This is a genomic window from Massilia rubra (assembly GCF_011682065.1).
Classification (GTDB): domain Bacteria; phylum Pseudomonadota; class Gammaproteobacteria; order Burkholderiales; family Burkholderiaceae_D; genus Telluria_A; species Telluria_A rubra.
Genome location: NZ_VUYU01000006.1, coordinates 64,135 through 84,846, shown reverse-complemented (window position 1 = coordinate 84,846; position 20,712 = coordinate 64,135). Strand labels below are relative to the sequence as shown.

19 protein-coding genes are annotated in these 20,712 nt (G+C 61.4%); 16 read left to right on the top strand and 3 right to left on the bottom strand.

The annotated features are described in order from the left end of the window. The first annotated feature begins 6 nt into the window (after positions 1-6). The 9 genes from F0185_RS10710 to F0185_RS10670 are packed head-to-tail and all read left to right on the top strand — an operon-like array spanning position 7 to position 8,954. Positions 7-711 (top strand): cobalt-precorrin-7 (C(5))-methyltransferase, encoded by a 705-nt coding sequence (locus F0185_RS10710; RefSeq protein ID WP_167224216.1) that lies wholly within the window; start codon positions 7-9, stop codon positions 709-711. Continuing rightward, positions 708-2,279: a precorrin-8X methylmutase gene (locus tag F0185_RS10705; protein WP_167224214.1), complete on the top strand. Its 1,572-nt coding sequence runs from the start codon at positions 708-710 to the stop codon at positions 2,277-2,279. The genes F0185_RS10710 and F0185_RS10705 overlap by 4 nt, the downstream gene beginning before the upstream one ends. Next, positions 2,266-3,414, top strand: a complete 1,149-nt coding sequence (gene cbiD / locus F0185_RS10700) for a cobalt-precorrin-5B (C(1))-methyltransferase CbiD (RefSeq protein WP_167224212.1) — start codon at positions 2,266-2,268, stop codon at positions 3,412-3,414. The genes F0185_RS10705 and cbiD overlap by 14 nt, the downstream gene beginning before the upstream one ends. After that, entirely contained in the window at positions 3,411-4,148 is a 738-nt protein-coding gene (gene cobI, locus F0185_RS10695) for a precorrin-2 C(20)-methyltransferase (protein WP_167224210.1), read from the top strand. Before cbiD ends, cobI begins: the two co-directional genes overlap by 4 nt. A 1-nt stretch (position 4,149) precedes the next feature. After that, positions 4,150-4,932 carry a precorrin-4 C(11)-methyltransferase gene (cobM, locus tag F0185_RS10690; protein ID WP_167224208.1) on the top strand — a complete coding sequence of 261 codons (783 nt, stop codon included), beginning with the start codon at positions 4,150-4,152 and terminating at the stop codon, positions 4,930-4,932. After that, entirely contained in the window at positions 4,929-5,684 is a 756-nt protein-coding gene (locus tag F0185_RS10685) for a cobalamin biosynthesis protein (protein WP_167224206.1), read from the top strand. The genes cobM and F0185_RS10685 overlap by 4 nt, the downstream gene beginning before the upstream one ends. Beyond that, entirely contained in the window at positions 5,684-7,237 is a 1,554-nt protein-coding gene (gene cobJ / locus F0185_RS10680) for a precorrin-3B C(17)-methyltransferase (RefSeq protein WP_167224204.1), read from the top strand. Before F0185_RS10685 ends, cobJ begins: the two co-directional genes overlap by 1 nt. Next, a complete protein-coding gene (locus F0185_RS10675) occupies positions 7,234-8,337 on the top strand; it encodes a CobW family GTP-binding protein (RefSeq protein ID WP_167224203.1) in 1,104 nt (367 codons plus the stop codon). The genes cobJ and F0185_RS10675 overlap by 4 nt, the downstream gene beginning before the upstream one ends. Before the next feature lie 44 nt (positions 8,338-8,381). Next, entirely contained in the window at positions 8,382-8,954 is a 573-nt protein-coding gene (locus tag F0185_RS10670) for a HupE/UreJ family protein (protein ID WP_167224201.1), read from the top strand. Here the strand turns inward: F0185_RS10670 and F0185_RS10665 are convergent. Beyond that, positions 8,951-9,667: a hypothetical protein gene (locus F0185_RS10665; RefSeq protein WP_223164490.1), complete on the bottom strand. Its 717-nt coding sequence runs from the start codon at positions 9,665-9,667 to the stop codon at positions 8,951-8,953. The two genes, F0185_RS10670 and F0185_RS10665, sit on opposite strands and share 4 nt — an antisense overlap. A 72-nt stretch (positions 9,668-9,739) precedes the next feature. Here F0185_RS10665 and F0185_RS10660 point away from each other — a divergent pair, with 72 nt between their 5' ends. From F0185_RS10660 to F0185_RS10645, 4 genes are all read left to right on the top strand, one after another. Beyond that, positions 9,740-9,877 (top strand): hypothetical protein, encoded by a 138-nt coding sequence (locus tag F0185_RS10660; RefSeq protein WP_167224089.1) that lies wholly within the window; start codon positions 9,740-9,742, stop codon positions 9,875-9,877. A gap of 49 nt (positions 9,878-9,926) precedes the next feature. Next, on the top strand, positions 9,927-10,658 hold the full coding sequence (locus tag F0185_RS10655) for a hypothetical protein (protein ID WP_167224197.1): 732 nt from the start codon (positions 9,927-9,929) through the stop codon (positions 10,656-10,658). A gap of 101 nt (positions 10,659-10,759) precedes the next feature. Next, complete coding sequence (locus tag F0185_RS10650; RefSeq protein WP_167224195.1) at positions 10,760-11,365, top strand: hypothetical protein; 606 nt, start codon at positions 10,760-10,762, stop codon at positions 11,363-11,365. A gap of 87 nt (positions 11,366-11,452) precedes the next feature. Then, a complete protein-coding gene (locus F0185_RS10645) occupies positions 11,453-12,040 on the top strand; it encodes a hypothetical protein (protein WP_167224193.1) in 588 nt (195 codons plus the stop codon). A gap of 24 nt (positions 12,041-12,064) precedes the next feature. On the opposite strand, the gene F0185_RS10640 is transcribed toward F0185_RS10645, so the two are convergent. Beyond that, positions 12,065-12,649, bottom strand: coding sequence for a hypothetical protein (locus F0185_RS10640; protein WP_167224191.1), 585 nt, complete (start codon positions 12,647-12,649; stop codon positions 12,065-12,067). 551 nt (positions 12,650-13,200) lie between these two features. Between F0185_RS10640 and kaiC the strand changes: the two genes are divergently transcribed. Genes kaiC through F0185_RS10625 form a run of 3 tightly spaced genes read left to right on the top strand, consistent with a single transcriptional unit; the run spans position 13,201 to position 17,974 of the window. Next, positions 13,201-14,943 carry a circadian clock protein KaiC gene (gene kaiC, locus F0185_RS10635; RefSeq protein WP_167224189.1) on the top strand — a complete coding sequence of 581 codons (1,743 nt, stop codon included), beginning with the start codon at positions 13,201-13,203 and terminating at the stop codon, positions 14,941-14,943. Between the two features lie 14 nt (positions 14,944-14,957). After that, a complete protein-coding gene (locus tag F0185_RS10630) occupies positions 14,958-15,233 on the top strand; it encodes a circadian clock KaiB family protein (protein ID WP_223164489.1) in 276 nt (91 codons plus the stop codon). After that, positions 15,230-17,974 carry an EAL domain-containing protein gene (locus tag F0185_RS10625; RefSeq protein WP_167224185.1) on the top strand — a complete coding sequence of 915 codons (2,745 nt, stop codon included), beginning with the start codon at positions 15,230-15,232 and terminating at the stop codon, positions 17,972-17,974. The genes F0185_RS10630 and F0185_RS10625 overlap by 4 nt, the downstream gene beginning before the upstream one ends. 437 nt (positions 17,975-18,411) lie before the next feature. Here the strand turns inward: F0185_RS10625 and F0185_RS10620 are convergent, their stop codons facing one another. Then, entirely contained in the window at positions 18,412-20,658 is a 2,247-nt protein-coding gene (locus F0185_RS10620; protein WP_167224183.1) for a GGDEF domain-containing protein, read from the bottom strand. Between the last annotated feature and the right edge of the window lie 54 nt (positions 20,659-20,712).

Below are 20,712 nucleotides of genomic sequence, written 5' to 3'. Positions count from 1 at the left end.
TTTTACATGATTATTTGCATAGGCGCGGGACCCGGCGATGTCGGTTACCTGACGCAGCGCGGCGCGCAGCTCATTCGCGAGGCCGACGTCATCGCCGGCTTCGACGCGGTACTGAACGTCGTTCAAAGCCTGATTCCGGCCGAGGCCCATGTCATCGGCATGGCCTACCGCGACCAGGTAGCGCAGCTCGACGAGGTGGCGCGCCTGCACCATGCGGGCAAACGCTGCGTGGTCGTGTTCATGGGCGACATCCACTTCAGCGGCTTCCAGTACCTGGAACGGGTCGAGCGCGCGTGCGGCCACCCGGTCGAATCGCTGCCCGGCATTTCGTCGGCCCAGATTCTCGCTTCGCGCGCCAAGGTGTGCTTCGACGAGACCACCTTCATCACCTTCCACCGCCGTGGCGACCTCGATCCGTTCAAGCGTCACCTCGTGCATGTGCTGCAGGACCAGCGCAACGCGATCGTGATCCCGTGTCCGTGGGATGCGGCGCGCTCGTTCATGCCGTGGCATATCGCGGCCTACCTGCTGGAAAACGGCATCTCGCCCGATCATCCGACCGAAGTGTGGGAAAACCTGACACGCGGTGAAGCCGAATGGCATGGCAGCCTGCTCGAATGCGCCAGCCATACCTGTTCCGACATGAGCATCATGCTGATTCGTACGCTCGCGCCGATGGCCAGCCAGATCGAGGCGGCGCCCGCACCATGACCCAACAAGAAAAACTCGGCATCGTCGTCGCGGGCCACGGCAGTCGTGACCCGGATGCCGTGCGCGAATTCGAAGCGCTGGTCGAACTGGTGCGCGCGCGCGCGCCGCACGACGTTGTCACGCACGGCTACCTGGAGTTTTCCAGTCCCACCATCGCCGAAGCGGTACAGGCCAATCTGGCCGCCGGCACGCGCCAGGTGGCGGTGGTGCCCGGCGTGCTGCTGGCCGCCCGCCACGCCAAGAACGACATGCCGGCCGAAGTGCAGGCCATGGCGCGCGATTACCCGGATATCGATTTCCATTTCGGCGCGCCGATGAACCTGCACCCGCAACTGCTGCAACTGGCGCAGGAGCGCATCGTCGAAGCCGAGGCAAGGTCGCCGCTGACGGTGCGCCGCTCCGACACCTGCCTGGTGCTGGTCGGACGCGGCACTACCGACCCGGACGCCAATGGCGAAGTCGCCAAGTTGGCGCGCATGCTGGAAGAGGGCATGGGCTTCGGTGGCGTCTATGTATGCTATTCGGGTACGGCCACGCCGCTGGTGGCCGACGGCCTGCGCGCCGCCGCCCGCATGGGCTACCAGCGCCTGGTGGTCCTGCCGTTCTTTTTGTTCGACGGTGTGCTGGTCAAGCGCATCTACGCGGCCGCCGATGACCTGCGCGAGCGCGAGCCGGGGCTGGAAGTGCTCAAGGCCGGCTACTTCGGCGTGCACTCGCATGTGGCCGACGTGATGATCGAACGCGCGCGCGAGGCGGTGGCCGGGCGCGCCGCGATGAACTGCTCGCTGTGCAAATACCGCGTCCAGATCGTCGGCTTCGAGCAGCAGGTGGGCGAGCCGCAGCAGGCGCACCACCTGGCGGTACGCGGCTTGCTGGCGCAGGAGCCGCAGGTGCCGCAAGGGGCGGCTGCGCCAAGCTACGCGCCGTACGACCCGCATCCGATCGAGGCGGAGAGCTTCCAGATCATCGCCGCAGGGCGCGACTGGTCGGGTTTTCCGGCTTCGCACATGACGATTCTCCAACGCCTGGTGCATACCAGCGGCGACTTCGGCGCGGTGGACGATATGTACTTTTCGCCGGGCGCGGTCGAAAGCGGCATCCTGGCGCTGTTGCGCTGCAAGCGCGTACTGACCGATGTGACCATGGTGCAGACGGGCCTGAAACGTCAACTGCTCGAAACCCTCGGCATCGATACCTGGTGCGGCGTGCATGACCGCGAAACGCACCTGATGTCGGCGGCTGAAGGCATTACACGCTCGGCGGCGGGCATCCGGCGCGGCTGGCAAAAATTCGGCAACGACGTGGTGCTGTCGATCGGCGACGCACCGACCGCGATTGCCGAAGCGGTGCGCCTGATCCGCGACCATGGCTGGCGCCCGCAACTGGTCATCGGCCTGCCGGTCGGCTTTGTCGGCACGCGCGAAACCAAGGACGAGCTGCGGCGCTGCCTGCAGGTGCCGCGCATTACCAACAGCGGCACGCGCGGCGGATCGCCATGGGCGGCGAGCGTGGTCAATGGCCTGATGATTGACGCGCTCAATCAGCTTGCAGGGTATGAAGCGCGTTGAACGGGTCCGGTTCGATCTTACGGTCCTGGCGTTAAACGGGCTGCGGCGCGGCCGCACCACAGGCAGCTGCGCCACGGCGGCGGTCAAGGCGGCGCTCGGCCTGCTGCTGCACGATGCGCGCAGCGAGGCCGTCCGGGTCAGCCTGCCCGACGGCGCGCATTACCTTGAAGTGCCGATCCAGATGGTGGGATGGAGCGATGGTGGCGCTGCGCGGGCCGAGGTGTTGAAAGACGGTGGCGACGATCCGGACAACACGCACGGCGCCACCATCTTTGCCGAAGTGCGGCGCAACGATGCGCGCGTGGTGCGTTTTTTTGCCGGGCGTGGCGTCGGCACGGCAACCCGTCCCGGCCTGCGCGTGGCGGTGGGCGAGCCGGCGATTAACCCGGTGCCGCGCCAGATGATGCGGCGCGCGGTGGAAGAAATGCTGGACGACGCCATGGCGGAGCCGCCCGATAGCGGCTTCGACCTGACCATCGGCTGCGAAAACGGGGACGTCATCGCGCGCAAGACCTTCAATCCGCGCCTGGGCATCGTGGGCGGCATCTCGATTCTCGGCACCTCGGGGATCGTGGAGCCGATGTCGCTGTCGACCTGGATCGCGTCGGTGGAAGTGTATGTGCGGGTGGCGCTGGCCGCGAGCACCGACAGCGTGGCTTACCTGCCCGGCAAGATCGGGCGCGAGTTCGCCAGCGGCGTCCTGGGCCTGCCGGACGAACGCTCGGTGCAGATCGCGAACTTTCTCGGCGACGCGCTGGACTTCACCGAAAAGGCGCTGCGCGAAGCCGGTCGCTGCCTCGATGTGCTGTGGCTCGCCGGCCACCCGGGCAAGCTGGCCAAGGTGCTCGACGGGTTTTGGGATACGCATTCGAGCAAGAGCAACATGGCAATGGCCGGCGTCGCGCGCGTGGTCGCGCAGATGGGCGGCGATGCGCAACTGGTACACGAAATAGAAAATGCAAACACAGTGGAAGCAGCAATGGAACGTTTAAAGAGTGAGCCTTTCGCCCAGGCGGTGTGGATCGAGATCGAGCGCCGTATCGGCGTGCTCGCGCACGCGCGCGTACCGTCGGTCAAGCGCCTCGAAGTGCGCCTGTTCGACCTGGCCGGCAACCCGCTGGGGGTGGACGCATGAGTATCGGTACCCGCATTGGTACCTTATGGGGTATCGGGGTTGGTCCCGGCCCGGCCGGCTACCTGCCGCTGGCGGCGCTGGACGCACTGCGTCGCGCCGACCTGGTTTACGCGCCGCGCGCGCGCGGGGCCGAGCTGTCGGTCGCGCTCCAGTGCCTGGCCGGGATCGACATCGACCCGGCCAAGCTGCGCGAGATCGAATTTAACATGGACCCGGACCGTTCGGTCCTGAGCGAGCATTACGCGCAGCTGGCCGACGCCATCGCGCTGGAACTGCGCGCCGGGCGCGACGTGGCCTACCTCACCATTGGCGATTCGCTCACCTATTCGACCTATGGCTACGTGCTGGCGGCCCTGCGCGCGCGCATTCCGGACCTGCCGCAGCGTACCTTCCCGGGCATTACCAGCTACGCGGCCGCCGCATCGGCGCTGGCCTGGCCGCTGGGGGAGGGCAAGGAGCGGGTATTGATCCTGCCATGCCCCGAAACGGCGGAAGAACTGCGCAACGACATCCTGACGCACGACATCGTTGTGCTGATGAAGGTCGGCCCGCGCCTCGGCTGGGTGCTCGACCTGCTGCGCGAGATGGGCATTGCCGACCACTGCGCCTTTGCGCGCCGCATCGGCCTGCCCGGAGAATTGCTGGCCTCGGGCGTGGGCGACCTTGTCGCCAACGACGCGATGGGCTACCTGGCCACCTTGCTGGTGCGCCGTCAACCACGGCAGGAGAGATAAGATGAAAGTGTACTTCGTTGGAGCGGGCCCCGGCGCCGCCGATTTGATCACCCTGCGCGGCGCGCGCCTGTTGGGCAGCGTCGACATGGTGCTGTACGCCGGCTCGCTGGTGCCGGTCGAGATGCTGACGCACTGCCGCGCGGACGCTGAAATCATCGACACCGCCAAGCTCGATCTGGAGCAGCAGCAGGCGTGCTACGTGCGCGCCCAGGAAATGGATATCGACGTGGTGCGCCTGCACTCGGGCGACCCGGCCATCTACGGCGCCACCGCCGAACAGATGCGCCGTCTCGATGCGCTGGGCATTGCATATGAAGTGGTGCCGGGGGTGTCGTCGTTTACGGCCGCCGCGGCGGCGATCAGCGCCGAGCTGACCAAGCCGGAAGTGTCGCAGAGCGTGATTTTGACGCGCGTATCGGGCCGTGCGTCGGCCGTGCCGGAACTCGAATCGATCGCGCGCCTGGCCGAACACCGCGCCACCATGTGTATCTTCTTGTCCGGGCCGCACCTGAAAAAGATCGTCGGCGACCTGTCGCTGCACTATCCGCAAGACACGCCGGTGCGACTGGTGTACCGCGCCAGCTGGCCGGAACAGAAAATCTACCAGGGCACGCTCGGCACCGTCCTGGAAGACACCAAGCGCGGCGAGTGGAACCTGACCACGATGATGCTGGTCGGCGCGGCGCTCGACAAGGACGTCGCCGTCGAATCGAGCCTGTACTCGAAAGACTTCACGCACCTGTTCCGGGTCGTCAAGAAGAACAAGGCGGAGGCGGCGTCGTGAACGCAGCGCCGGCCATCTGGCTGGTGCGCGCGCATGGCGAGGAGCTGGCGGCGGTGCTGCAAGCGGCGCTGGGAGCCGAGGTATATCGCCCGTGGTTGCGGGAAGGCGTCAGCCACAAGGCGCAGTTTGCCGAAACCTACCGCCGGCACGCGCAATGGATCGTGATTGGCGCGACCGGGATCGCGGTGCGCTTTTTGGACGGCCTGGCGACGGACAAGCATACCGACCCGGCGGTCGTGGTGCTGGACGAAGCGGGGCGCTTTGCCATTTCGCTGCTGGCCGGGCACGAAGGCGGCGCCAATGCGCTGGCCTACAAGGTCGCGCGCACGGTCGGTGCGACCCCGGTGGTGAGCACCGCCACCGAGGCATTGAAGCCGCTGGTGGTCGGCATCGGCTGCCGCAAGGGCGTGCAGGCGGAGCGGATCGAGGCGGCGGTGCACCACGCGCTCGGCCAGCGCGGTATTGAAGAAGTGCGCGAGATGGCCACCGTGGACCTGAAAGCGAACGAACCGGGCCTGCTGGAATTTTGCGAGCTGCATGGGTTGCCGCTGCGCGTGTTCGCGCGAGCCACCCTGGCGGCGCGTCCGTGGGTCAGCGTGCCGTCGGACTGGGTGCGCAGCAATGTGGGATTGGATGGCGTATGCGAGCCGTGCGCGCTGGTCGCCAGCCCGCGCGGTGCGCTGCTGGTGCCAAAAACGTGCCTGGACGGCGTGGCCGTCGCGGTAGTTGAAGATAAATGGATGGAGATCTGATGAGTGGTGTATTGAATCTGGTGTCGGTCGGTCCCGGTTACGAGGACCTGATCGCACCGCGCGCGATTGCGGCGTTAAGGGACAGCGATGTGATCGTGGCGTACGAATTGTATTTGCGCTGGATCATGCCGCATGTGGAGGGCAAGGAAATCCACACGCCGCCGCTGACGCAGGAGCGCGAACGCGCCTTGCTGGCGATTGAAAAAGCGCGTGGCGGCGCACGCGTATCGCTCATTTCGAGCGGCGACATCGGCATTTACGCGATGGCCGCGCTGGCGTACGAAGAAATGAGCGAGGATGACACCTACCAGGTCAACCTGATTCCGGGGATTACCTCGGCCAACGCCTGCGCTTCGCTGCTTGGTTCGCCCTTGTCGCACGATTTTGCCACCCTCAGCTTGTCGGACTTGCTGTGCCCCTGGGAGTGGATCGAGCACCGCGCGCGCCACATCGCCAAGGCCGACCTGGCGTGCGTGATGTATAACGTGCAAAGCGCCAGCCGCCAGCAGGGCGTGTACCGCGTGCTGCAACTGATGCTCGAATCGAAGGCGCCGCATACCTTGTGCGGCGTGGTCAAGAACGCCTACCGTCCGGGCCAGGAAGTGAGCATCCACCGGCTCGACGAGCTGCCGTCGCTGCAGTTCGACATGCTCACCACCATCGTGGTCGGCAACCGCTTCACCCAGCGCAAGCGCGGGCAGATTTTTACGCCGCGCGGCTACAACGACTGGGACGCCAAGGCCGACAGCACGCTGCCGCAGCGCCAGGAACTGCCCGATGGCGGCGTGTGGGTATTCTCCGGCACCAGCGACGGCAATGCGCTGGCGGCGCGGCTGGCGGCCGGCCAGGCGCGCCCGGTGGTGGTGTCGGCGGCGACCGACCATGGCGGCGACGTGGCGATCAAGGCCTGCCCCGGCGCCACCGTCTGGGCCGGGCGCCAGGGCATCGAGGCGCGGCGCCAGGCGCTGGTGGCCAGCGGCGCGAAAGTGCTGGTGGACGCCACCCATCCTTACGCGACCAGCATGTCGGAGCAGTTGATCGGGCTGTCGCGCGAGCTTGGCATTCCTTACCTGCGCTACGAGCGGCCAAGCAGTTTCAATGCCGACGGCGGCACTTTGTGCGCGTCGCCGCAAGACGCCGCCGCACGCGCCATCGCGACAGGCCAGCGCATCTTCCTGTCCACCGGGTCGAAAGACCTGGCGACCTTTTTGCATGCCGACGGCGCCGGCGACAAGCAGTGGTTCGCGCGCCTGACGGCCGAACCGGAATTTATCGAACGCGCGGTCGCACTGGGTGTGGCGCGCGAGCGCATTTGCGCCATGCAGGGGCCGTTCTCGAAGGATTTCAACATCGCCTTGTGGCGCGACTGGCAGATCGACTGCGTCATCACCAAGGATTCGGGCGACGCCGGCGGCTACGCAGCCAAGGTGGAGGCGGCAAAAGCACTCGGCATCGAACTGCTGGTGGTGCAACGCCCGCAGGTCGACTACCCGGCCATGTGCAACAGCGCTGATGATTTGATCGCGCAACTGGCAAAGCTGGACCTGGCATGAAGCAGCCGATCCCCGTCACCATCGTGACCGGCTTCCTCGGCTCCGGTAAAACGACGCTGCTACGCAGCCTGATCGAAAAGCGCCAGAGCCGCCGCCTGGCTCTGTTGATTAACGAGTTCGGCGAAATCTCGATCGACGGCGCGCTGGTGCGCGGCGAAGCGGGCGCGGACGACCAGGTGCGCGTGCATGATTTTCCGTATGGGCTGATCGCTTACGGCGACGACGAACTGTTTTTGCCGACCATGCGGGCGATTGCCGCGCGCCGCGCGAATGTCGATCATGTGCTGATCGAAACGTCCGGCCTGGCCCTGCCGACGGCCATCATGGAGATGTTGCAAAGTCCCGAGCTGGCCGAGGACTTTATTCTCGACGCCACCCTGGCGGTGGTCGATACGCCGCTGCTGCTGTCGGACCAGTTCGAAACCGGCACTGGCAGCGATGCGGCGGCCACGGTGTTCGGCCAGCAGCTGGAGTTTGCCGATGTGGTGGTGCTGAATAAAATCGACGACCTGGACGACGACGCGCTGCTGTTGGCCGAAACCCGGGTGCGCGAGCGCGCGCCCAAGGTGCGTTTCCTGGAACTGGCGTACAAGGCGCAACTCGACATCCGCCTCGCGCTCGGCCTGCGCCTGCACCAGCCGACCCGCACCGAGCATACGCACACCTACACGCCGCTGGCGACCATGCCCGGTCCGAATACCGGCGTGCTGGCCGAGCAGGGGCGCCTGAACGGCCATGCGCACTCGGGCCTGGCCGCGCATTCGCACGGGCTGGCCACGCACAAGCATTTTCACGAGCAGGACCCCGGCTGGCTCTCGTTCGTGGTGCGCAGCGATGCGCCGCAAAGCGCCGACAAGGTGCGCCACGCCTTGCAGGAAGCGGTGCGGCTTGAACCGGTCTTGCGCAGCAAGGGATTCATTCGCACCAGCGAGACCGGGCAGGCGGTGCTGGTGCAGGGCGTGCGTTCGCGCGTGATGATCAGCGTCGACGCGGTGCGGCCGGCGGCGCGCCGCTCCGAACTGGTCATCATCGGTTATCACGCCAGCCGCACGCGCGTGGCGGCGGTGCTGTCGGAACTGACCGGAACTGCCTGGCACTAAACTTGCATTAACCGTTTAATCATTCTTCTATCCTGGAGCTTCACATGCAATCCAAATTCATTCGTACCCTGGCGCTGGCGCCCTTGTTCTACTGCGGCGCGGCGCTGGCCCATCCCGGTCATGACGGCGGCCTGCTGGCTGGCCTGGCGCATCCGTTTTCGGGCCTCGATCATATGCTGGCGGCCGTCGCTGTCGGCATCTGGGCCGCGCAGCTGGGCGGACGCGCGCGCTGGCTGCTGCCACTGAGCTTCATCGCCTTGCTCGCCGCCGGCGGCATGATGGGGATGGCGGGCGTGGGCATCGCCGCGCTGGAAAGCGCAATCATCGCGTCGGTGCTGGTGCTCGGCCTGTCGATCGCCTTCAAGGTCAAGCTGATGCCGGCGCTGGGCGCCTTGATGGTCGGCGCGTTCGCGCTCGTCCACGGCCTGGCGCACGGCGCCGAAATGCCGCATGCGGGCAGCGCCGGCATGTACTTTGCGGGCATCCTGGCCTCGAGCGCCGTGCTGCTGGCCGGCGGCATGATCGCCGGTGCGGTTTTGCGCCAGCAGCAGGCATGGCTGCGCGGCGTTGGTGCGGTGATCGCGCTGGGCGGCGTCTGGATCGGCGCGGCTTTCTAAAGCAGCTGGGCGTGGGCTGCGCTCATGCCCATGGCCAGCGGGCCGCGCTGGCATAGGGCGATGTCCCAGTGCTGGCTTTCTACTGAAGGGAACAGCGCGGCGCCGGCCAGCACCAGGCGGCTGGTCGCTTTCCACAGCGGGAGCGGGATGTCGGCGTCGGCGCCGGCCAACTTCCAGCTAGCGCGCACGATATGCGGGCCGTGCGCGCGCATCGCCACGGTCACGCGCAGGCCGCCGAGGCGGTGCGGCGAGGGCAGTTCTTGCAGCAGGTAGCCGCGTGCGCACGGCAGGTCGAGCAGTTGCACCAGGTCGGCCAGCGCGATCAGCGTGCCGTTGCCGAGCACCGCGGCATCGCTGCCTTTCTCGTAACTGATCGCCGAAAAAATCTCCGCACCGCCATCATCCGACACAGGCACGAACTGCAGCGGGTAGACCGCCGCGTCACGCAGGTAACGGCGCGCTTCGGCCGCGCTGTACAGCATTCGCACACCATCGATGGCGCAACCGGCGCAGTTGAACAGGGCCGCCACGCGCGGGCAGGGCAGGGCGTGCGCCTGCATCGCGGCATAAAACGCGATCCGGTCGGGCGCGCAGGCAGCTTGCGGCGCTTGTGGGCGCGGCGCCGGCAAGGCGTGGAACATCCGCCAGATCAGGTCGTGCGCCTGCGTGAACCCGCTTTTGTGCATTGCGTCCGCCTGGCTGAAGTAAAACATGGATTTCCCCTGCTGTTTGTGTGAGCGCAACATTCCTATAGGTAACGTTACCGCGAAGAATTGGCAGCGAGCATGATGCAAGCCAAGCTTGGCGCCAGCCGTGCGAAAACGCCACAGCTTGGCGCTGGCGCGCGCGACGATGCGCTGGTCATGCGGCACCTGGTGCCGGGCTGGCGCGTCGACAGCCGGCGGCCTTGCCTGGTACGCTGAGCGGGCGTGTTAAACTTTGCCAAACAGGCACTATTTCAGGAGGAATCACATGGCGCACCCGACTGGTTCGGACAATCCGGACCCCGCTGCGATAGCGCCGTTCATCGCAGAACTTGCTGCGTATTTCGACAGGCCCTTGAATCCCGACTATGTCGGTAACTTCGACATCGAACTCAATTTGCTGGACCGGGCCCAATCCGAGGAACTGACAACCATCCTTCAGGATGGGAGCCTGGTGACGATCCACGGCGGCGTTGTGCTCGACGATGGCAACACCAGTGACCATCACTTGTACCTGACGCGTGGGCCATTCGCCGGCGGCATCTTGTTTCTTCCGCACGACAGCGACTTTTGGAATGTGGCCTTCGTTTCGCTCGACGCCTTCCTCGACGCCGTCAAAAGAGCCTGGGAAACCAACACCTGGCTGAGCGACAACCATCCCCCGACGACGCCGTTGCACCGCGATCCGGCCGTCCTTGGCAAGTTCATCCATGACTTGCTCGACCGCGACGAGGAGCGTGAGGAGTGCGTCATTCAATCGGCTATTTACTCCCTCGCGCCGGTCGATCCGGACTTGCTCATGCGGCTGGCGGTCCATCCGAATTTTCTGTATGCCGAGGCGGTGGCGGGGCAAATCGCGATGTATCCAGCGCTTGCGCTGCGGCCGCTCGCCCAGTGGTGTAGCGAGCACAAGGTCGGTCAGGTTGCAGGGGCGGGACAGCGCGCCCTGGCGGCGATCGACCGCTTGGGTAGCGCCCCGGCCCGGGATGGAGAAGTGTAAAAGATGAGACAGCTCAAGACCCCGCAGCGCAAAAAAGCCCTCAGCTACGCGACGGATGGGCTTAATGCGCTGATCGAGGCGCAGCAAGGCGTGCAAGTGAAATGATCAGTTCCGACATGGCGCAAGCCATGGTGCTTCGCCGCTCCGAAGGTGACCCATCGTCGGCACGCTACGAAAAATTCGCGGTGCAATCCTGTCAATTATCCAGGCAAGGCGACTACTGGATTGTTTGCGTCAATACAGCCGCTTACGTCCTGCATGGACGCGCCGAGCGTTGCCTTGTTGGGGCGAATGCGCATCTGGTCGACGTCATTTCCGGCCAGATTGAAACAGTCGCGAGCTGCAGGCCTGTCGAAGACTATCTGCAGGATAAATATGACGTGCGGCGCGCCGCGGGAATGCACTACATGCTCACGCCCGCGTTTGATCGCACCGACAAGGTGGCAGTGATCCGTATTCGGCAGGCATTCGGCTGCTCGATGCGGGAGGCGATGAAACTTGCCTCGCCGGAGCATCATTGCTGGCTTACCGGCCCGCGCCGTGTGTTGCGATGGGCCCAGGGCGAACTGACGCTCAAGAACATCGTCACCGATATCATCCTCGCGCCCGATGCAGAGGACGCAGTCGACATCGACGACAGCATATGGCACTGGGACTTATTGAAAGCCAGGCTGGCGCTCAGGATCCGCGCCGCCGGACTGTCATAGGAACCGCAGGTCGGAGCCTTTGTTTCTGTTTGATACAATGGCAACCCTCAACGCACGGTAGCAATTCTTTTTATCACAGGATTAACAATGAATCATGGCGCTCGCATCGCAACACTGCTCTCAGGTGGTTTGCTTCTTCTTCAATTAACCGGCTGCGCCGTGGACCCCTTGCAGGTTCCCCGGGCCAGCGCGATTAATTCGGCAAAGCTCAAAGACGCCAACTTTACCCCTGCGGCAATCGATACGTTCAAGCTTGATCCGGCCAGGAATCCGGGCATGGATAAAATCTTGATCATTCGCGCCGGCACAGTGGCCCCGCCCACCGGCAGCACGTTTTCGCAGTATTTGCGCGACACGCTGAAGGTCGAACTGGAGTCGGCCGGACTATACGATCCGGCTGCGAAAACCGTGATCACGGGTACCTTGACCACGAGCGAGGTCGACACCTCCGCCTTTCGACCGGCCGAGGGAAAATTGGGTGCGCGCTTCGGTGTGACCCGCGACGGAGTCACGCGATACGATCGTACCTTGAATGTCCAAACCACCTGGGCCAACGTCTTCGATGGCAGCGAAGCCATTCCGATCGCCCGGGGACAGTATGAGGTGCTCTACAAACGGCTTGTCGGCGCCCTGTTCGACGATCCGGATTTTCGCAAGGCGATGAGCAAGGAATAATGCTTCGCCTCGCGCCTACCCGGTTCAGATGAGTTTGCTGACCTGCATTTGTCGAATGATCTCGTCGACGATGCTCTTGGCCCGCTCGCGCGGGTTCTCGTCGATTGCCCCCCAGTTCAAGTGAGTACCCGTGGTCGTGGTGCTCCAGATCAGAGATCCGGTCGAAGCGTCGGACAAGGACCATTTAATATCGTAGTTGTGCCGTACGCCCTGCGTGATGATGACGTTGGCCGGTTCGATTGTCAGGCGCTGCAAGGCGCCGGACTTGCGCTCGTTCGCCAAATTCATGGTGACCGTCTGCATGACCTGATTGGCGACGTTTCCGCTGGCCGGTGCAAAGTAGCCACCATGTTCACTATCGCGAAAACGCAGCACCGTCGAGGTGACTGCGGCCCCTTTGAGCGCGGCGGCGAACTGCGCATCGAATTCCGCCAGCAGTTTCTGGCCAAACGTCGAGTCGCGCACATCGAGAAATGAGTAGATATATACCGATGAACCCGATAATACGAAGCCTGGAACCGCTAACTCTGCTTTCGGGACCTCGGTGCTTGCGCAGGCCGATAGTGCGAGGGCGAAGACAACACAAAACAGACGATGAAGCATTTTCATTGCAATTTCCAATAGCTGATAGGTAAGTTTGTTAATCTGAGGAAATTATTATACTTAAGTAATTTACATCGGCAAAGTTTGCCTGCATGTTTGAAGCGACACGGTCGAGGTTGACGAGGCGGCCATTGTCGCGTGCTTCCGTGTATTGCTAACTACCTGGCTCCCGATTACTGGCACCGAGACTTGGTATTGATGGCGCAGGAAGAGCGCTATCGTGTTGATAATCATGCAGCCATTAGCGGTATCAACACAGGGGCCGATGGCGCAGCGCCGCGCGTCCGCCCTCCAAAACAGACGGGTGTGGTGCCTGTTGGACAAAGCTTCTCAATTCAATCGGCATGACAATTTCCCGAATTTTTTCATGCTATAGTTTATCGGCAATATGGTTCCGCAAGCAGCCAAGGGAAGTCGTACCCGCTTCGGCGTGGTATCGCATCGATTGGAGCGACGGCGTGTTTTTCATTTGACGTATTGCTTGACATTGCGGTGGCCTCACGTGCCGGTCGTCATCATTGAGGCTCAGGTGAATTTCCCACAGAAGGAAGCCTGCCATGAAGCGCACACCAGAGTCCTCACCTCAGCCCGAAGCCAAGGCCCGCTCGGGCATTACCGGGCTTGACGAGATGACCGGCGGCGGCCTGCCGCGCGGCCGCACGACCTTGCTGGCCGGCGGCCCCGGTTCCGGCAAGACCGTGGTGTCGCTGCAGTTCCTGGTCAATGGCGCCCGCCATTGCCACGAGCCGGGGATCTTCGTCGCCTTCGAGGAATCATCGGAACGCATCGTGGCCAATGCGCAAGGCTTTGGCTGGGGCATCGCCGAATTACAGAAAAACAATCAACTCTGCTTCCTGGACGCGCAGCCCGCGCCCGACCTGGTCTTGTCCGGTCATTTCGACTTGAGCGGCATGCTGGCGGTGCTGGACGCACAGGTCAAGGCATTGAATGCCAAGCGCGTTGTCGTCGACGCGCTCGATATTGTGCTGGCGCTGTTGCCCGACCCCTTGTCGAAGCGGCGCGAGATCTACCGGCTGCACGACTGGTTGCTGTCGAATGGCTTGACGGCCATTATCACGGCCAAGGCAGACGTGTATACGCCAGGCGCGGTGGTCGAGCATTCGCTCGGGTTCATGCAGTTCATGGTCGACTGCTCGATGCTCCTCAATCATAGCGTGGTGCTGGGGGTTTCCCAGCGCAATATCCGGATCCAGAAATATCGCGGCGCGGTGTTCGACGAAAACGAATCGCCCTTTTTGATCAGCAAGAATGGCTTCGAAGTCGCCGTCGCGCGCACCCTGGGCCGGCTCGATACGCTGGTCTCGAACGAACGCGTGTCGAGCGGCGTGGAACGGCTCGACACCATGCTGGGCGGCGGCTATTACCGCGGCGCCAGCGTCCTCATCACCGGTTTTCCCGGCACCGCCAAGACCACCCTGAGCGGCGCCTTCGCCGAGGCCGCGTGCCGGCGCGGCGAACGCACGATGTTCGTCAGCTTCGATTCCGACGGTTCCGAAGTCGTGCGCAATCTCAATTCGGTGGGCATCCACCTCGAACCCTTTGTCCAGAGCGGCGTGCTGCACATGATTTCGGCGCGCACCATTTCCGGCAGCGCCGAAACTTACCTGGGGCGCATCAAGGCGCTGGCCGACGAACACCAGGCGCGCTGCCTGGTCATCGACCCGGTCTCGACCCTGTCGAAGTCGGGCAACGAACTGACCGCGCACAATGTCGCCGAGCGCCTGATCGACTGGTCCAAGGGGGGCGGCACCACGCTCGTGTGCACCAGCCTGCTCGACGACATGGCGTCCCAGAACGAGGGCGGTTCGCCATTGCAGATATCGACCCTGGCCGATACCTGGATTCACCTGAACTACCTGGTCCAGGGCGGCGAACGCAACCGTGGCATGTCGATCATCAAGTCGCGCGGAACGTCCCATTCGAACCAGGTGCGCGAATTGATATTGAGCGACAAGGGCGTGACCCTGGCCGACACCTACACGGCCGGCGGCGAAGTGCTGATGGGGACGATGCGCTGGGAAAAGGAGAGCGCGGAGCGGGTGGCGGCCGAAGTGGCCGAAGCGGCCGCCAGGCTCAAGAAAGTGCGGCTCGACGCCGAGGAAGCCGAGCTGGAAGTGCGGGTCAAGTCCTTGCAGGCCGAACTGATCGCCAAGCAGGCCGAGAAAGCCCTGCTGGCCAGCGCGGCCGAGAGCCGTGCCCGCGAACTGACGCGCGGGCGCAGCGAGATGGCCGAATTGCGCGGGGCCGACGCCGCCGAGCCGCAAGCCGCTGCACCATGAGCGAGCCCGCGCCCATGTTTGTCTTTCGCCTCTACGTGGCGGGCGAGGCCCCGAATTCGGTGCAGGCCCGGATCAACCTGCGCGCCCTGTGCCAAACCTATCTGCCCGGGCGGCACCAGATCGAGGTGCTCGATGTGTTTCGCGAACCGGGGCGCGCGCTCGAGGACGCCATCTTCATGACCCCGACCCTGATCAAGCTCGCTCCCGCCAGCGTGCGCCGCATCGTCGGCACGCTCAGCCAGACCGAGTCGGTCCTGCTCGCGCTCGGGCTGGAAGACCAGGTACCATGAACAGCGGCCTGGAAAGCGGGACCCGGGGCGCCGAAGTGGCGGCCCTGATCGCCGCGCTGCAGGCCAACGTGGCGCGCCTGGAAGAATTGACGGGCGGCGAAATCGATACCATCACCGATCCCCATGGCCAGCCATTCCTGCTGCGCCGCGCCCAGGCGCAGGTGCGCCTGAACGACGCCAGCCGGCTCGATGCGATCCTCAACTCCCTGCCGGCCTACATCGCGATCCTCGACGCCGATGGCGTCATCATGTCGGTCAACCAGGCGTGGACGGCGTTCGGCAAGCCGCCGGCCCTGGGCGCCGCCGGTCCGGGACATGCCGTCGGCACCAACGTGCTCGAGCAATGCGCGCTGGTGGGCGGCCAGGGCGCCGCCCAGGCGCGCCAGGTGGCCGACGGGATCGGCCAGGTGCTCGCCGGTCGTACCCGTCATTGGTCCTTCGAGTACGCCTGCGGCGCCGCAACGACCCAGTCATGGCTGTTGTTGACCGTCACGCCCCTGGCCGACAAGAATCTGCACGGCGTGGTTGTGATGTATATGGATATCAGCGAGCGCAAACGCGGCGAGGACGAGCTGCGCCGCTTCCGCACCGCGATGGATTGCACCGACGATGCGATTTTCCTGCTCAATTGCAGCAGCATGCACTTCGTCGAACTCAATGCCGCAGCCTGCGGGATGCTCGGCTATTCGCGCGAACAATTGCTGGGCATGGGGCCGTGCGATATCACCGCCGAATCGACCTGGGAGCAGATGGCGGCCTTGTACGAACACCTCAAGGCCAACAGTGGCAGCAGCCTGTCGGACGAGATGGCGCTGATCCGCAAGGATGGTTCGCAAGTGCAGGTCGAGTTTCACCAGCAAGCCTTGCAGTCGGGAGCGGACTGGATTATCGTGGCCGTGGTGCGCGATATCAGCGAGCGCAAGGAGGCGGCGCAGCGCCTGCAGTACCAGGCCCATCACGACGGACTGACGGGTTTGCCGAACCGCACCTTGTTCTACGATACCCTGACCCGCACGCTGCAGCAAGCCACCCAGCATGGATGGACGCTGGCCGTGCTGTTTCTCGATCTCGACAACTTCAAGGCCGTCAACGATACCCTCGGCCATGGGGTGGGCGACGACCTGCTGGTCCAGTTCGCGCACCGCCTGTTCGGCTGCGTGCGCGCGCGCGACACGGTCGGGCGCCTGGGCGGCGATGAATTCGGCGTGATCCTGGTAATGCAGGATGAACAGAACGATGCCGCCGCCGTGGCCGGCAAGATCCGCGACGTGCTGCGCACCCCGTTCGTATTGGGCCAGCATGAATTGCACGTCACGGCCAGCATCGGCATTACCATGCACCCGCTCGACGCCAGCCAGCCCGACGAACTGATCAAGTACGCCGACACGGCGATGTACCGCGCCAAGCACGCCGGGCGCGATACCTTCCGCTTCTTCACGGCCCAGATGAATGTCGAGGTGCTGGCCCGGCTCGACCTGGAAAAAGCCCTGCGGCGGGCCTTCGACAATGGTGAATTCGTGCTGCACTACCAGCCCAAGGTTGCCCTCGAGAGCGGCAGCGTGGCCGGCGTCGAAGCGCTGCTGCGCTGGGAGCGGCCGGGGCATGGCCTGGTCGCGCCGGATCTGTTCATCGGCTCGCTCGAGGAAACCGGGCTGATCTTGAAAGTCGGCAGCTGGATCATCGATCAGGCCTGCCGCCAGGTCGGCCAGTGGCTGCGCTCGCCCGTGGGGCGCTTGCAGGTGTCGGTCAATGTGGCGGGGCGCCAGCTGGCCGAGGGCGACGTCAACGCCGATTTCGTCGCCGCGCTGGCGCGCCACGGCGTGCCGCCCGAGCTGCTTGAAGTGGAACTGACTGAAAGTTCCCTGATGGCCAACACGGAACGCACGATCCGCACGCTGAGGGACTTGAAACGGCTCGGCGTACTCATTTCCATCGATGACTTCGGTACCGGGTATTCGAGCCTGGCTTACCTGCGCCGCTTCCCCATCGACAAGCTCAAGATCGACATCGCCTTCATCCGCGAAGTGACCAGCAATCCGGACGACGCGGCCATCGTGCAGGCGATCGTGGGCATGGCCCACAGCCTCAAGCTCGAGGTCATCGCCGAAGGCGTCGAGACGGCCGCCCAGCTCGCGTTTTTGAAACGCCATCGCTGCGACCAGGTGCAGGGCTATTTTTTCAGCCGGCCGCTGGCGCTGCCCGCGCTTGAAAGCTTGCTGCTCAAGGACCGCCAGATGCCGCTGCCCGGGGCGCCAACGCCGGCCCATCGCAAGACCTTGCTGCTGGTCGACGACGAGGCCTACGTGCTCTCTTCGCTGCGGCGCCTGCTGCGCCACGACGGCTACCACATCCTGTGCGCGGGCTCGGCCGCCGAAGGGTTCGACCTGCTGGCGCAGCACAGCGTCCAGGTGATCGTTTGCGACCAGCGCATGCCGGGCATGAACGGCACCGAGTTCTTCGATCGGGTCAAGGAAATGTACCAGGACAGCATCCGTATTGTGCTGTCCGGCTACGCCGATCTCGACTCTGTCATCAAGGCCGTGAACAAGGGGGCGATTTACCGTTTTTACACCAAGCCATGGGACGACGCCGTGTTGCGCGCCGACTTGTGCGAGGCATTCCGCCAACACAGCCTGTTGCATGACGCCGAACCGGAGCACGACGATTGCGACTGTCCCGCCAGCGACTGTCAGGCCGAGAGCACCGCCCAGCTCGCGCAAGCCGACGGCCCGCCCGGGTGAGCTCACGCGAATGAGCGCAAGCCGGTGAAGGCTGAGTAGAAGCGCCAACTAACGAGCGCGGCCGTGCATGACCCGACCGCGGATGCAGTTGTCGCCAGAACTGGCCGCCGCTCCTAACGCAACGTGCTGGACGCGCCGCTTGCCGCGTAACTGTCGGCCAGGCTTGGGAGCGCCAATCTTGCATACAAGAAGTCGGACTTACTCCGGCAAGGTAGAAAAGAGGTGAAAGTTCGCCGTTTTATGCTGAAGGGGGCACTTTGCAATGGACTGCAACGGACGGACCCTGAATGATCGGTTCTGAAGCCGCGAAAGCCATGACTGCGCTGCAGAGAAGGCGATTCGGACTCGGCGCGGCAATTTCATATAGAGGTGCTTCTCGAATGGAATTTTCACCGCCAGCTACGCTTTTTCAAAGTCCGCCACAGATCTGGTGAATTTCACGTTATTTTTTGGATTCGATTGAATTCTATATTTAACTCAGTGGCCCACTTTTCATAAACGTAAACGGATCCTTTAGCTTGGCTGATGTCGTGAAATTTCAGAATAATATCATTTAAATCGGTATCACTTATTTTCTTTGATTTGATTAGCTCGATTGCGCATTTTGCGTAAGCTAAACCGTAAGCTGGAGACGTCTTTTCATTTAACAAACGTGTTTCGAGTGGACGTAAAATATCAAAAGCGTCAGAATATAGCTCGAGTTGGGTCTTCCCCAAACCTAAATTCATATGAAAGATTTCGCTGTCCGGGTTTATTGTACAAGCTTGTGTGAACGCTTGGTCGGCAAGCTGAAATAAGTCCGAATCTCCACTTGTAAGCATTGTCAAGCCGAATTGGTTATGTAAATTTTCATCGTCTATTCCATATGACCGGAAGGCCCTATAGTCTGTAATGGCGTCGTCCGTGGCGTTTCTCATCCTCCAATGATAAATAATCTTATTGGGTGTGAAATAATGAATAGTTTTTCCTTCGATTTTTTCAGCCATGGAGGTCAATAAACCGGCACGCGCGAAGTGCAAAATTGATTCGCTTCGAAGACCAGAAATTATAGATGGCAAGATGTAAACCCCAACTTTAACTTCTGGATTTTTCGTCAGCATTTCTAAATATGGATCAAGGTAATCGTGGGGGTAAACACCTTGTACATTGTCGCCATCATACGTTTCTTCATCAAGAGTCTCGTCATCATAATTGATATCAAGATTAATCGGTCGTGGAATGAGGATAAAAAAACTGTTGCCGCTAGCTAAAAATATTTCCGTGGAAGCGGGAAGTGTTCCAGCAAGCAAAGCTGAAAATCCGGAAAGTAGTCTTCCTTGCGTCTCAAAGTTACTATTGTTGCTTGAAATCCCCACGTTTAATACGGCAAATACTCTATTGTCGGCTAATAGTTGATTGAATCGACCAATTAGCTGATCGCGATCTCCTAAATTTGGAACCGCACGCCAGAATTCGGTTAATAATGGTCTGGAGCCAATTGCTAGTCGTTTTATCAATGCTCCCACAGGGATTTTAGCTGTGGTATGGCTGTTGATTATGATGCATGTACTAATTTGCTCTTGTACGTGAACAATTTGCAATTCAGCACTTTCTATTTCTATATATTCCCCCATTTTTTTCGTAGACCTACCGTCATTTATCATGCACTCTTGATCGCCAGTAAATGGAGGGTACAAAACTTTATAGATATCGCCAGCGACGACACCGACGCTTTTCCCAATGTCAACTATAGCAATATTGGAATTTTCATGGAATTCGATAACTCGGCCGTGCTTCAAATGAATGTCCTCAAAAAATCGAGAACAATTTCTCCCATCTGCTTTTGCGCGCGCTAAAGCCGAGTCTGAGCGGCCACGAACATCGGCTATTAACGTACGAATTTGCGATTCCGAAACGGGCTCTTGAGCAATTCCAATGCTTGATGTTATACCTTTGGGGAAAGGTTCGATCTTATCGATTGTGCAACGTATAGACTTAAACAAAGATTTCAAGATGCTAACGATTTGGATGCGCTGAAGTTTCCCTATGAATAATATTTCAAATTCTTCTCCGCCTAAACGGCTTAATATGAAAACGCCATCGTAGAGTTTGCGTAGGTCGTCGACGCAGACTTTTAATCGCTGGGCGAAGATTTTTAATACCTCATCACCGGTTGCGTGCCCGTAGGTGTCGTTGACTTGCTTAAAATGATCAATATCAAAGCTAAAGATAATCACGCTTTGCCCTGACGTGAATGATTGCTCGGTCAAAGAATTTTCATCATTGTCGCCATTTGATTTCAAATGTTGTTGCAAATTTAAGCGCAAGCCGTTTCTATTTAATAGCCCTGTCAGTGGATCATGGTTAGCAAAAAATGCATTACTTCCCAATTGATAACATTTCTTAAGATCCACTTCCAACTGAGTCAGTGTTTTTGACCAAGTTTTGCTACCGATTTTCACACAAACTCCAAGTAGTTTGTTTTCTAGCAAATACCAAGCTAACGTTCCACTTGAAGAATTCGTCTTCTTTCCTGCAATTTTAGATTTTGAATCTAAAATTTTCAATATATCAGACTCGGTAACTGGAAGCATGCTTAAAATGTCAATCCATCCGTTTTCGGTAGCTAAGTAAACGATGGAATTCCTTAAATCTTCGTGATTCTTAATTTCTTCTAAAAAATAACTTGCCTCAGTAAATTCCATTTTATCCTCTGTATATATATTAATTTAGAAGCGCATATTTTCAAGTTGTTATAA

What these genes read in the sequence shown, in the direction of transcription:
- F0185_RS10710 (WP_167224216.1), top strand. Translation starts at nt 7, where the DNA reads ATGATTATTTGCATAGGCGCGGGACCCGGCGATGTCGGTTACCTGACG.
- F0185_RS10705 (WP_167224214.1), top strand. Translation starts at nt 708, where the DNA reads ATGACCCAACAAGAAAAACTCGGCATCGTCGTCGCGGGCCACGGCAGT.
- cbiD (WP_167224212.1), top strand. Translation starts at nt 2,266, where the DNA reads ATGAAGCGCGTTGAACGGGTCCGGTTCGATCTTACGGTCCTGGCGTTA.
- cobI (WP_167224210.1), top strand. Translation starts at nt 3,411, where the DNA reads ATGAGTATCGGTACCCGCATTGGTACCTTATGGGGTATCGGGGTTGGT.
- cobM (WP_167224208.1), top strand. Translation starts at nt 4,150, where the DNA reads ATGAAAGTGTACTTCGTTGGAGCGGGCCCCGGCGCCGCCGATTTGATC.
- cobJ (WP_167224204.1), top strand. Translation starts at nt 5,684, where the DNA reads ATGAGTGGTGTATTGAATCTGGTGTCGGTCGGTCCCGGTTACGAGGAC.
- F0185_RS10675 (WP_167224203.1), top strand. Translation starts at nt 7,234, where the DNA reads ATGAAGCAGCCGATCCCCGTCACCATCGTGACCGGCTTCCTCGGCTCC.
- F0185_RS10670 (WP_167224201.1), top strand. Translation starts at nt 8,382, where the DNA reads ATGCAATCCAAATTCATTCGTACCCTGGCGCTGGCGCCCTTGTTCTAC.
- F0185_RS10665 (WP_223164490.1), bottom strand. Translation starts at nt 9,667, where the DNA reads ATGTTTTACTTCAGCCAGGCGGACGCAATGCACAAAAGCGGGTTCACG.
- F0185_RS10660 (WP_167224089.1), top strand. Translation starts at nt 9,740, where the DNA reads ATGATGCAAGCCAAGCTTGGCGCCAGCCGTGCGAAAACGCCACAGCTT.
- F0185_RS10655 (WP_167224197.1), top strand. Translation starts at nt 9,927, where the DNA reads ATGGCGCACCCGACTGGTTCGGACAATCCGGACCCCGCTGCGATAGCG.
- F0185_RS10650 (WP_167224195.1), top strand. Translation starts at nt 10,760, where the DNA reads ATGATCAGTTCCGACATGGCGCAAGCCATGGTGCTTCGCCGCTCCGAA.
- F0185_RS10645 (WP_167224193.1), top strand. Translation starts at nt 11,453, where the DNA reads ATGAATCATGGCGCTCGCATCGCAACACTGCTCTCAGGTGGTTTGCTT.
- F0185_RS10640 (WP_167224191.1), bottom strand. Translation starts at nt 12,649, where the DNA reads ATGAAAATGCTTCATCGTCTGTTTTGTGTTGTCTTCGCCCTCGCACTA.
- kaiC (WP_167224189.1), top strand. Translation starts at nt 13,201, where the DNA reads ATGAAGCGCACACCAGAGTCCTCACCTCAGCCCGAAGCCAAGGCCCGC.
- F0185_RS10630 (WP_223164489.1), top strand. Translation starts at nt 14,958, where the DNA reads ATGTTTGTCTTTCGCCTCTACGTGGCGGGCGAGGCCCCGAATTCGGTG.
- F0185_RS10625 (WP_167224185.1), top strand. Translation starts at nt 15,230, where the DNA reads ATGAACAGCGGCCTGGAAAGCGGGACCCGGGGCGCCGAAGTGGCGGCC.
- F0185_RS10620 (WP_167224183.1), bottom strand. Translation starts at nt 20,658, where the DNA reads ATGGAATTTACTGAGGCAAGTTATTTTTTAGAAGAAATTAAGAATCAC.